The sequence below is a fragment of the Halalkalibacter suaedae genome, from assembly GCF_017939705.1.
Classification (GTDB): domain Bacteria; phylum Bacillota; class Bacilli; order Bacillales; family Bacillaceae_D; genus Halalkalibacter; species Halalkalibacter suaedae.
Window position 1 is genome coordinate 92248 of sequence record NZ_JAGKSQ010000011.1, and the last position, 11987, is coordinate 104234.

The 11987-nt window shown below is 37.9% G+C and carries 12 protein-coding genes, 1 rRNA gene and 1 pseudogene; all 14 read right to left on the reverse strand.

The window, feature by feature from the left end:
• Positions 1–143 precede the first annotated feature (143 nt).
• Complete coding sequence (locus tag J7W16_RS19320; protein ID WP_210599136.1) at positions 144–968, reverse strand: SPL family radical SAM protein; 825 nt, start codon at positions 966–968, stop codon at positions 144–146.
• A gap of 188 nt (positions 969–1156) precedes the next feature.
• Positions 1157–2329, reverse strand: a complete 1173-nt coding sequence (locus J7W16_RS19325; protein ID WP_210599137.1) for a TraB/GumN family protein — start codon at positions 2327–2329, stop codon at positions 1157–1159.
• 214 nt (positions 2330–2543) lie between these two features.
• Positions 2544–3542, reverse strand: coding sequence for a methyl-accepting chemotaxis protein (locus tag J7W16_RS19330; RefSeq protein WP_210599138.1), 999 nt, complete (start codon positions 3540–3542; stop codon positions 2544–2546).
• A 131-nt stretch (positions 3543–3673) separates the two neighbouring features.
• Positions 3674–4549 carry a foldase protein PrsA gene (locus tag J7W16_RS19335; RefSeq protein WP_210599139.1) on the reverse strand — a complete coding sequence of 292 codons (876 nt, stop codon included), beginning with the start codon at positions 4547–4549 and terminating at the stop codon, positions 3674–3676.
• A gap of 28 nt (positions 4550–4577) precedes the next feature.
• Positions 4578–5783 carry a S1C family serine protease gene (locus J7W16_RS19340; RefSeq protein WP_210599140.1) on the reverse strand — a complete coding sequence of 402 codons (1206 nt, stop codon included), beginning with the start codon at positions 5781–5783 and terminating at the stop codon, positions 4578–4580.
• Between the two features lie 512 nt (positions 5784–6295).
• A complete protein-coding gene (locus tag J7W16_RS19345; protein WP_210599141.1) occupies positions 6296–6868 on the reverse strand; it encodes a class I SAM-dependent methyltransferase in 573 nt (190 codons plus the stop codon).
• 26 nt (positions 6869–6894) lie between these two features.
• Positions 6895–7818 carry an NAD(P)/FAD-dependent oxidoreductase gene (locus J7W16_RS19350; protein WP_210599142.1) on the reverse strand — a complete coding sequence of 308 codons (924 nt, stop codon included), beginning with the start codon at positions 7816–7818 and terminating at the stop codon, positions 6895–6897.
• A gap of 21 nt (positions 7819–7839) precedes the next feature.
• Entirely contained in the window at positions 7840–8244 is a 405-nt protein-coding gene (locus J7W16_RS19355) for an RrF2 family transcriptional regulator (RefSeq protein ID WP_210599143.1), read from the reverse strand.
• 284 nt (positions 8245–8528) lie between these two features.
• Positions 8529–8639, reverse strand: a complete 111-nt coding sequence (locus J7W16_RS19360) for a YjcZ family sporulation protein (protein ID WP_210599144.1) — start codon at positions 8637–8639, stop codon at positions 8529–8531.
• Positions 8640–8697: 58 nt separating this feature from the next.
• Complete coding sequence (locus J7W16_RS19365; protein WP_210599145.1) at positions 8698–8805, reverse strand: YjcZ family sporulation protein; 108 nt, start codon at positions 8803–8805, stop codon at positions 8698–8700.
• A 101-nt stretch (positions 8806–8906) separates the two neighbouring features.
• Positions 8907–9008 (reverse strand): annotated as a pseudogene (locus J7W16_RS22025) (YjcZ family sporulation protein); the annotation flags it as partial.
• A gap of 496 nt (positions 9009–9504) precedes the next feature.
• Complete coding sequence (locus J7W16_RS19375) at positions 9505–10926, reverse strand: HAMP domain-containing sensor histidine kinase (RefSeq protein WP_210599147.1); 1422 nt, start codon at positions 10924–10926, stop codon at positions 9505–9507.
• Positions 10910–11590 carry a response regulator transcription factor gene (locus J7W16_RS19380; protein ID WP_210599148.1) on the reverse strand — a complete coding sequence of 227 codons (681 nt, stop codon included), beginning with the start codon at positions 11588–11590 and terminating at the stop codon, positions 10910–10912. The genes J7W16_RS19375 and J7W16_RS19380 overlap by 17 nt, the downstream gene beginning before the upstream one ends.
• 216 nt (positions 11591–11806) lie before the next feature.
• Positions 11807–11922 (reverse strand): 5S ribosomal RNA (rrf, locus tag J7W16_RS19385).
• Positions 11923–11987 lie beyond the last annotated feature (65 nt).

Genomic DNA, 11987 nt, shown 5'->3' on the forward strand with positions numbered 1-11987 from the left:
TTAGCACTCTGCTTACCCGAGTGCTAATCCTCTTCTTATTTATCATATCTGACTTTATATGTCAATATTATCGGGACCAAATACTACTACTTTTATTACACACTTACTAGCAAAACACCCACTCCTAGTTTGCTAATCATTAACTAAAAAGGCATAAAACCGTCCTGACTAATAAAAACCTGGTCATCCTCAAAGACAGCTTTCATTTTCCCAATAACAGTTGCTAATGTAGTCGGACCATACCACATATCAATATTTTCTTCCGGGTACAGTTCTTTTATCTTCAATCGCTCCGTCCTTTTACCTTGACTCCCATCACCCGTAAAATCATCGACAACCACCCTATCCACAACTGTTGAAAGGATACGAGGATAGTCCTCTGAAAAAGGCAGAATTGGAGCAATTGCAACTTGTGTCGGCAGATTATGCTCCTGAAGCTGTCTAATTGCTTTTAATCTTGCTTGAATTGGTGGAGCACTAGGTGAAAATACTTTTCTGATCTCATCCCGGTCGGTTTCAATTGTCATGCTGATTCTTAATCGATCAGAAAGTTTTTCGAACAAATCAATATCTCTAGTAACTAAAGGACTTCTTGTTTGGACGAATAAGAAGTCAGGTGGTGTTTCAACCATGGCTTCTAGCAGAGTTCTTGTCACTTTTTCCTTATATTCAACTGGTTGATAAGGATCTGTACTTGATGACATAAAAATCGTTACGGGCTTTCCTCGTTTCTTTAAATGGTTGATCTCCTTTGTGATTTTCTCTTGAACACCCTGCTTAATATCAATCCAGGTTCCCCATTCTTCGTTTCGAAAGAGACCAACCGGACTTTGTCTGACGTAACAGTACGAACAAGCAAACGAACAACCGCTATATGGATTCAAGGAGTGACTATAGCCATATAAGAAGCCACTCGTAGGTGTGAGAATTTTTTTAGGTTCCTTGTAATTTACATTAACTGAGGACATAACATCACCACATTTCATTCATTACTTGCTAGTATTAGCATACAGTGCCTTCCTCTTTCAAAACATATACCCTTTTTATCGTTTCATTAAAATAGAGTGCTTATTTATATAATTTACTCCAATTCATTAAATGAAAAAGAGACATAGGATTCCGATAATCCGCATGTCTCTTTTTCTTTCTAATTATATCAACCAAATATATTTTGGAAAAATAACCTAAATACGTCAGCACCGCCAATAATCGTTCCTAATGTACTTCCCAAATTTGTTAAAACAACAACAAGAAGGATACGGGTTACTTTATTGCTCCAAAACCCTTTAAACGTAAAAACATCGTCTGACAACGTTTCAAAATCACTTACCTTAGGTCTGCGAAAATAAGCTTCAACTAACCCTGAAAACCAACCAGCAGCAAGTAGCGGATATAGTGAGGTGAATGGTGCAATAACAAAGGAAGTAATAATTGCTAGTGGATGGCCAAGGGCAATTGCTGCTCCAATTGCTGCAAATATTCCATTCCACAAGATCCAGCTCATTGTTAAGTTCACTCCAACATCCGGATTGGCATAGAACATATATCCAATCATCCCTAGAATAAGAAGTGGAATCATCCATCCAATCAGGGCAGGTGTTATTGACTTCGGTGGTTTTTTCGATAGCCTTTCTAAGTCATGATCTCTATGAATTTCCTCTTTTATACCTGGAATATGAGCCGCTCCAAGCACTGCTACAATTTTATTACCAGGTGCTGTTTTAATTTTTTGAGCTAAAAACTGATCTCGCTCATCAATAAGTGGTTTCTTTAACCTTGGAAAAGATTCGGTTAATTCTCTCAGCATAGAATTAAGCATGTCTTGAGACTTCATCTTCTCGAGCTCTTCCTCCGAAATATCATCTTTACTGAAAATCCCATAGAAAAGCTGCATCATCAGTTTAGCTCTTCCAGTAAGCCCTACCCCATTCCATATCCGAGCAAATGTGATTTGAATATTTCGGTCGGCAAGGACTAGGTCTGCACCTATTTCTTTAGCCGATTCAATTCCTTGAATCATCTCTTGTCCTGGTTTAATTCCAAACTGCTTAGCCATTTTCCTTTGGAACGATGAAATGATTAAGTTCATTAAAAGCAATGTCGCTTTCTTTTCTTTAATAACCTTAAAAATATCCATTTCCTTCCATTTGTTACCGTCAATTATCGAACTATATCGTTGTTCATCAAGTTCAACACAAACAGAATCAGGTTTCTCGGCCTCAATTACTTCCTTCACTTGTTCTGCACTTAACTTAGATACATGGGCCGTACCAATAAGAATAATTTCTTTTCCATCCAAACTTAGTCTGGTGATATTTTCCTCCGACATGTACTGCCTCCTCTTGACCTAACAAATACCCTTATTAAAGGATAGTTCCAAATGTCACGTGCTCTCAATTAATAGACTTTTAGATCATTGTATGTAAGATAGTAGTTTCTATTACAGAATCAAATTATATCATATTTCAAATGATTTTTATTAACCTACAAAAAAAGATAGCTCCCAAGTAGTCAACACTACAAAAAGAACTATCCTTTTTCACTTATACTATTGATTCTTCTACAATCACTGACCAGCCTTTTCCTTTATAAGCATTATATCCCTCTGTTAAGCTATATGCATAAATACGATTATTTTCAATTGTGTACCCTCGTTGACTCCTACCTGCTAGAACAGTTTCAACAGCTTTCAGATTTGATAATTTGGTTTCCAAAATACCTAAACGATCCTTAGAAGCAATCACATATCCCTCTGAATTAATAACATATAGCTTTGATTTCTCATCTATTTTAACTCGATCAATAATATCATAGATAAATTGCCAGTTAAATCTCGTTGTGAACACCCCAATTACATCACCGGCTTCATTACGAACAGGACTCGAATAACCCATTGTATATCCATCAACAACAGAAGAATGATACATATCAGTAACATGGACTCGATTTGTTCGAACTGTTTCTTTAAACCATTCACGATCAGCCATATTCTTACCAACTTGGCTTTGGTTTTGTGATGCTACAATAATTTCTCCTGATAAATCCACAACAAACAAATCGAAATAGACCTCATAAATTTCATAAATATTATTCATAAAGCTTTGAGCAGTCTTCTTCGCTTCTAGAGTCGGATCGGTTAAACAATCCTTAATTGCATCAAACGTGGCCCATGCTTGAACATCACAATTACGTTCAAATAAATTACGATCAATCTTATCGATCGTGTCATAGGCTACATCAACGGTCTTGACAGCGATAATTTCATTTGCCTTTTGTTGGATATTATTAATCAATGCTTCACTTTCTTTACTTGCATGTAAGCTAATCTCAGCAAATTTCTTAATTTCAGTTGCCACAACAGCAAACCCACGGCCAGCCTGTCCGGCCCTTGCCGCTTCAATTCCTGAATTTAAAGCAAGAATATTCGACTTCATTGAGATATCTTGAATTTTTTTCATTACTTCCTGCATTTGACGGTTTTCATTTTTTAAATCGTTCATTAATATCGAAACGTTTAAATTTTTCTCTAGCGTAGTTCCCACAGGTCCTATCCCCTTCTTTTGTCTTATTCTTTCTATTATGTTCAAATTATAGCATATTTTTCTTAATAGTCTCACTTTTCACATAAATAACAAAAAAAAGAGACTAGTCATATGACTAGTCTCTTTTCACTCTATCCTTCTAGTAAATACTCAATCTCATATTCAGAGTACTTCTCTTCCAACCATGTTGAATACTCGGTCTCCATTTTCTCGTCAAAGAGCATTGATTCAATTTCTTCTTTGGCTTCCTCGTACGTTGCTTCCTTTGCTTCAGTTTTTTCAACTAGTTTGATGATATGGTATCCAAACTCAGTTTGAACAGGCTCGCTTATTTCATTAATATCCAACGAAAAGGCAACTTCTTCAAATGCCTCTACCATAGCTCCCCGTCCAAATAAACCTAGATCTCCACCTGATTCGCTATTCTGCTCATCTGTTGAGTATTCAGCTGCTAGCTCACTGAAATCTGCTCCATTTTCTAGCTTTTCGTAGACTTCATTAGCTGTCGCTTCATCTTCTACTAGAATATGACTTGCTTGGACTTGTTCTTCCTGAGCAAAATAATCTTTATTCTCTTCAAAGTACGTTGTCATTTCTTCATCTGTTATTGTAATTCTTGGCTCAAGTAATTTTTTTGTACCAAGGTAGACCTCAATATCACTTTCCACATCTGCAATTTCCATACTATTAGAAGCGAGAAGCTCATTAAACGCTTCTTCTCCCCCGTAAGAGTCCATATATGCAGCCATCTCTTCATCAATTTCCTCTTGTGAGACTTCAATTTCTTCATTCGTAATCTCTTGTTCAATTAGTTTATCAGTGATTAACGTATCAAGGACTTCGCTTCCATAGTTAGCTAGGAGGCGTTCTTGAAGTTCCGACATTGTAATGGCTTCACCGTTAACTGTTGCAGCTTCTTCCTCCTTAGTAAATCCAATCACAAAAATTAATGACACGATTAATAATGCTCCTATTAATATATAGATGATATTATTTTTAGTTTTCATTCGAGACTCCTTTATAATTACTATATTCTTATTGATTACTTGTCAAAGTTAGCGTTACATTTTGTAGCTCACCTTGACGGTAAAACTCAATTGTTACTTGATCCCCTATCGCAAACTCGGTATACAAGTACTTTCGTAAATCACTAGAATCAGTAATTGCTTTTCCATTAATAGATACTAAAACATCCTCAACCATTAATCCCGCAGTTGCTGCTGCTGATTCCTGATCGATTGTCGTTACAACCGCACCTTCTGTGACAGTGTTAGGAAGGTTTTGTAAGTAATGTGGAGGAATTTCATTTAAACTAGCTAGCCCTACTCCTACGTAAGGTCTATTCACTTGACCATTTTCAATAATTTCGTCGATAATTGGCATTACTTCATTACTCGGAATTGCAAAACCTAAGCCTTCAACACCGCTTTCTGAAATCTTCAAACTATTAATTCCAATAACTTCTCCAGCAGTATTAATAAGAGCACCACCACTGTTACCTGGATTAATTGCTGCATCTGTCTGAATAACATTCAAATCCCATTCTCCAGCAGAAGTTGTAACAGAAAGTGTTCGTTCAACTCCACTGACAATACCCTGGGTAACTGTTCTTGATAAGTCAAGACCAAGAGGATTACCTATTGCAAGAACTTGGTCACCGGCTCTAAGTAAAGAAGAATCTCCAAATTCTAGAACATGTGCTTCAATATTTGCGGCAACTTTTAGAACAGCAATATCAGTCAGAGGATCTGTGCCAATCAATTCCGCCATAACCTTTTCACCATTGTAAAGTGAAACTTCAATCTCGTTTGCTCCCTCGATTACATGGTTATTTGTAACAATAAATGTACCTTCATCATTTTGTTTGAAAATCACACCAGATCCTGTGCCACTTTCAACAGATTCCTCATTTCCTTGTTGTTGTCGAAACTGCATTTGCTGTTGCTGAAGGTTCACAATTCCTACAATTGCTTCCGAGGCATATTCAATCGTATCTGCGATTGATTGGTCTGTGTGAGCAACAGGAACTGCATCCAATGAAGAAACCTCTTCGTTACCTTCTAGCGAAGCAGCATCCTCAATCGATGCAAGCATTTCTTGATTAGAATCGATATACGGTGCGACACTTAACGTAATAACAGATCCAATCACACCAGCCGTCACCATTTTTGCTAATCCTTTAAACGGAGATTTCTTCTTCTCTTCCTGTCTTGTTTCAAAATGATTTTCTTGTTCATTCATTATAAAAGCACCTCTTCCATATTTTTTAGCGATCTATAGGATCCCTGAATTATTTGAAAATGTAATTGTCTTTCCTTGCTACAAGACTTACTTTAAAGGTTCAATGTGTCAGGAATATGTCAAGGTAATAGAAATAAAAAAAACTACTAATCCTTATTAAGTTGTCTCTTACTATGCAAGAAATCTAAATGACTGCTTAAAAAATTTGGGGGCCAAAAATACTTTAATAATGACAAAAAAAAACAGGCTAGGACAAAAATCATTTAACTAAAATAAAATCCGAACAATGATAGTCGGCGGAAGTAAACCGCTCCTGCCTTGTTCGGTATTTCAGTTAGACACTTAAGTTATATCCCAACCTCTTTGAATACTGATCTCGTTAATTGATTTGAATAAGTTCAATTTAGTAACAAAAGCCCTATACTTTTCTCAAAGCTAGTTGCTATATTATAAAGAAATAATTAAGTATTTTATAGACACTTAATATCTATAATTAACCCGAAAACAATCTGTTATTCCGTCTTCTTTGCAACAAGCATGTAAAGAGTTTCGGCTGGAAAGAATTTCTCTGTTACCTGAAAGCCTGCCTCTTTCATTCCTTGTTCCATTCTTTCTAAGGTAATTCTTGGTGCTTTCTCTGAACTCCCTTTTGGTTCGAGTTCCAGACAAATTAGGTAACCTTCTTTTTTCAGAACATTTTTCATTTGTTGTAACAAGGGTGCTAGTGGCTCAATTTCATGCAGTACCAGAGAAGCAATAATCATATCAATGGAGTCATCAGGTAAAGGAAGTGCCTCCATACTCCCCTGTACCGGGACAATATTCGTGAGCTGTTCCCTCAATGCTTTTTCCTTTATTATCTCCAGCATGGCAACGTCAATATCCAGTGCGTATACGTTGCCCGTGGTCCTTTTCGCTACTGGAATGGTAAAATAGCCGGTTCCAGCACCAAAGTCCACTATATTGCCTATATCCTTTAGAGGAATCGTGTTCAGTAGCTGTTCAGGGGTGAATTCTTTTCTTCGTTCAGGACTTTCTAAGTACGATACTTTTCCGTTGCTGTGCCTTCCATGTAAGTGCTGCATATAGGCTCTCCTTTTTTTACAACTGTTTAGGCTTGCTGTTTTTCTTGATTAAATTTTTCTTCTATCAGTTCTGCGTTCACAGCCATCGCTGCCATACTGCCTTCCGCTGCTGCCATAATTAATTGGGACGGACCAGCAATTCTCGTATCTCCACAAGCGAAGACCCCTGCCGTTTTCGTGCGTTGCCAGCTGTCCGTTTCAATCCCGCCAAGCTCGTTCAACGTATATTCAAGTGAAGATTCAAAGGAAGCAGCCTGTTTCCACTCGGCAGCTATAAAGCCTCCAACGCGGCCTACTGAGGTTCCATCTTCAAACTGGATTCTTTCCAGCATTCCCTCTTTGCCGATAAAACCGGTGATCTTCTTTTCATTAAGACGAATGCCATTGTTTTTAAGTATTTCTTGATCGTCTGGCGAAAGGTCTTTACTGCCGTTGGTACAAAGAATTAAATCGTTCGTCCAGTTGGATACCATTTTCGCCATATGAATCGCTTTTGTATCATCTGCTGCAATCACTGCTAATGGTCGATCTCTTAATTCCCAGCCATCACAGAAAGGGCAGCTGAATAGGCTCTTACCATAGAACTCTTTTACCCGCGGGATATCTGGAAGGACTTCCTTGAAACCGGTTGAGAGTATGATCTTTTTCGCACTATATACGTCCCCACTTTCTGTCTCCACCTGGAATAAGTTGTTTTCTTGATTGATATGTCGAACCCGTTGCTTTTCGATCCTGACGTCTAGATACCTGCTCAATTCTTCCTGGGCAATCCTTTTGAATTCCTGGGGATCTATTCCGTCCCTTGTGATAAAACCATGAGACTCAGCAGTCACAGCGTTTCTCGGTTTGTTGTCATCGAACAGGATCGTTTTACGTCTTGATCTTCCAAGGACCAAAGTCGCATTCAGTCCAGCCGGTCCTCCACCAATCACAGCACAGTCGAATATCATTTGGTTCACTCCCTGTATAATTTAGCTTTTCTGTTTGGCTTCTGCCTCTTTCGCAATATCAATTAAAAGCTTTGCTCCAAGCTCATCTTTCATATTTTCCTCTGCTTGCCTCATGACGTTCTCAATTAAGCAGCCTTCATGGTGAATAGAGCAGTCGAATAAGCTAGTCTCTCCTTCAATCGCATTAATCACATCCAAGAAAGATATTTCATCTTTTGTTCTTGAGATCTTATAGCCACCCTTAGCACCAGGCGTCGACTCGATCAAACCGGCTTTTGTAAGCTTAGTTAAGATCTTAGAAAGGTACGTCGGGGAAAGTTTCTGCATTTCGGCTAGTTCCTGTACCCCTACCGAGCTTCCCCCAGGCTGGAGCATTAAATGTACCATTGTATGAAGGGCATAATTTGTTGCGTTTGAATATTTCATACATTATCCTCCTTATTTTTTAAAAGATATTAAGGACTCCTAATATCTATAATGTAAGATGAATTTATCATTAGTGAATAAAAAAGTCAACATTGAAGTTATTAACAATAAATTAAGGTAATAGAAGCTTTTTGAAATAAAGTAGAAAAAGAGGAAGTTGAGTATATTCAACTTCCTCCTTATAAAAACTAGTTTTGTACAAGCCTCTTACGCACCAATCATTAACCTACATTGATTTTATTAGGGGTTTGAATCCACTTTTCTAAAATGGGATTAGGTTACTATTAATAACCAACTTGACCCATTGGATAGTTGTTCCCTACGATGATTAACAGGATGAATAGAACAACTAGTAAGACAAACCCATTGCTTCCTGTGAATCCTGCGTAACTCATGAACATCCACCTCCTTGTGATTGTTCTAGTACATAGTTTTCACGTTCATTGACCCCGATTAGTAGCCTTGACCCATTGGATAGTTGCTCCCTACAATGATTAATAGGATGAATAGAACAACTAGTAAGACGAACCCGTTGCTTCCTGTGAATCCTGCGTAACTCATGCATATTCACCTCCTGTGCTTGTTCTCATACATCCTATGATGATTCTTGCAAAGTGGAAAGGCTCCTAACCCTACCATATCAAAATTGTGTTCCTATCTATTTATGCTCCACCAACTTGACCCATTGGATAGTTGCTCCCAACGATGATCAATAGGATGAATAAAACGACAAGTAACACGAAACCGTTGCCGTAGCCTCCTGTTGTTGCTACTGGCGTATAACCAGCACCATATCCACAACATGCTCCGTAACCGTAGCCATAGCCAGCTCCAGCTCCAGCACCATAACCTGCAGTGCCCCAAGGTCCATATGCCATATATCTTCACCTCCCTTTCATACTATTAACCTATGAACGAAATGCTATATATGAAAGGGTGTTTGTCTAGTAATCTCTAAAAAGGCGTTTCTTCCAAGGAAAAATACCTAACGAAAAAAAAGCCCGAAGAGGCTTTTTTTCATCTGCAGAGGAGTGAATGATGGATACTAGAGATATGAATAGTATTTGCTAGAGGCTTACTTTACAATATGTATCGTTAAGCAAAATGATAGGACGTTTCTCTTTAAATATGAAAAAAGGTGATTGTCCATAACCGCCGATCATGAAATCTACTTTGCAATACTGATTAACATTAAGAGACCAAATCCATATGCGATTTAGTCTCTTAATAGCTTGTTTTTGCAATTGGAATCAGTAATTTTCATTGCTTAGGTAAGGTAATTACAAAAACGGTCCCGGCAGAGGAACTTTCTTTAAGATGTAGATCACCACCTAATGATTGTGCAATCATTTTACTGAAAGGTAATCCTAGACCAAGTCCTCTTACTTTATATTTCTTGTCTTCTCCCCTAAAAAACCGTTCAAATATTAGATCCTGTTCTTCCAGTGCAATCCCACTTCCAGAATCCTTTATATAAATAGAGATTTGATGATCATTCTCGTGAACTATTACATCAATACTTCCCTTGCCTTCAATTGATTGCTTCGCGTTATTAAGAAGATTTGTCATGATCTGTTGAAGACGAATTGGATCGACATTCACCTCCCGGTCATGATCTAAATTTTTCAGAGTTAATTCTATGTTTTGATCCTCTTGAGTCACTTGCCAATGCCTTGTAAAATCAAGCATTAATTCATTAATACTATGAATTTCCATAGAAACGTTCACTGCATTTGCTGCAAACGAATTAAAGTCTAACAAGTCCTCAACCATCTTTTTCATTTTCGTTGTTTCATTTAATGAAATCGCTAAGAACTCTTTTGCATCCTCCCCTGTTACAACATCATCATTTAACGCCTGTAACAAACCACTAATTGACGTAACTGGGGTTTTTAACTCATGAGTCACTCCAGCAAGTAATTGAGTGCGTAACGCTTCTAATTGCTGCAAGCGATTAGACATTTCTTTAAAGGAATGAACAAGTTCATACACTTCCTGTTCTTTGAAATCTTCACGAAGGACGATATCGTAGTCACCTTCCTGTACTTGCTTTGCTGCCTTAGCTACATCTTTAATCGGGTTAGATAAGCGCCTTGATTGGAAATAGATAGCAGCCCATCCTAGCAAGGCTAAACTGAAAATCATAATTGATAACTGGCGGTATTCTTGATTCACTTGAGTTAGGTTTTGCTCAGACTCGACAATAACAACCCAACCTAGTAGTATATCCTGTGTTGATATTGCTGTTTTCACGACATAGAATGGTTGTGCTTCCTGATCAAAGCGCAATTTTTGAACCGTTTCTTCTTTTTCCAAAATAGACAAAGGAAACTGACTAATAGTCGTTCTCTCTCTTGGACGATTACTTGAAAGTATTCTACCATTAGGGTCAATGATATAAATTGAAGGATCTCCCTCAAAATTCATAAATTGGTCTCGATCTGTCAAAAAGCCTGGATTATCCTCTCTCTGGATTGGCCGTCCTTCACTCATATCAACAAAACGATCCGCCATCTCCTCTGTCATAAATTGAATCATATTTAGGCGATTTTCAAGTGTTGTATGGCGAATCCACAAGGCAGATATTATTGCAATGACCACAAGTCCAACACAAAGTGTAATTAAATAGCGACTTGTCCAATAACGTAATAAGGAAACTCTTTTATTATTTTTTGTAAACACTAAACTGATACCCCAATCCCCGAAGTGTCTTTATTTCTCCCTCCGATTCAGGCCATTCACTAAGTGATTTTCTTAATCTTTTAATAGCCAGATCTACGGCACGGTCACTACCCTCATACTCCCAGCCCCACACATGTTCAATTAATTGATCTCTAGAAAAGGTTTGGTTTGGATGATTTGCTAAAAACAGAAGTAAGGATAAATCACGTGGAGTTAATTCTACATCCTTCTGATTAACAGTAACTCGATGTGAAACTGGATCAATATGTAGTTTTCCAAATCTCTTTATCGTTTCTTCATCTACTTCTGTTCTTCGAAGAACAGCCTGAACTCTAGCAATTACCTCATCTGCTACAAATGGCTTAGAAATATAATCATCAGCACCGTCATTTAAGCCAGTCAAGCGATAATTGACATCACCTAATGCGGTCAACATAATCACAGGGCAAGAGCTTTGTTGACGTATCTCTCTTAAGATCGTCCATCCATCTTTACCAGGTAACATTACATCAAGTAAAACTAGGGCTGGGTTACTGGCTTCAAATGCTCCCATTGCCTCATGACCATTAAATACCTGTTCTGTTTGAAAGTTTGCTTTCTGTAAATAAGCTTTTAATACTTGGCTTATGGCGCGTTCATCCTCAACTATTAATATTGTTTTCACCGTACATCTCCCTTTACCGAATGCTGCATGATGCTGCATGATATCTAAATTTTACTATGTTAATATGTCTACTGGATGTCAGAATGATTTAATCTTACACGAGGCACATACAAAAAAACACTCCTTCTCGGAATGTTCTACTTATATTTCAGGGTCTAAATTAGTCTTAATTACCCTCTATAGAAAAAAGCACTCCTCAACGGAATGCTTTTAGATGCCCGGCAACGTCCTACTCTCACAGGGGGAAGCCCCCAACTACCATCGGCGCAAAAGAGCTTAACGACCGTGTTCGGCATGGGAACGGGTGTGACCTCTTCGCTATCGCCACCAGACTATATTGAACCTCAGAATCCAAATGGATCTTAGTTCACATTGAAAGAAATAGTTCTCTCAAAAC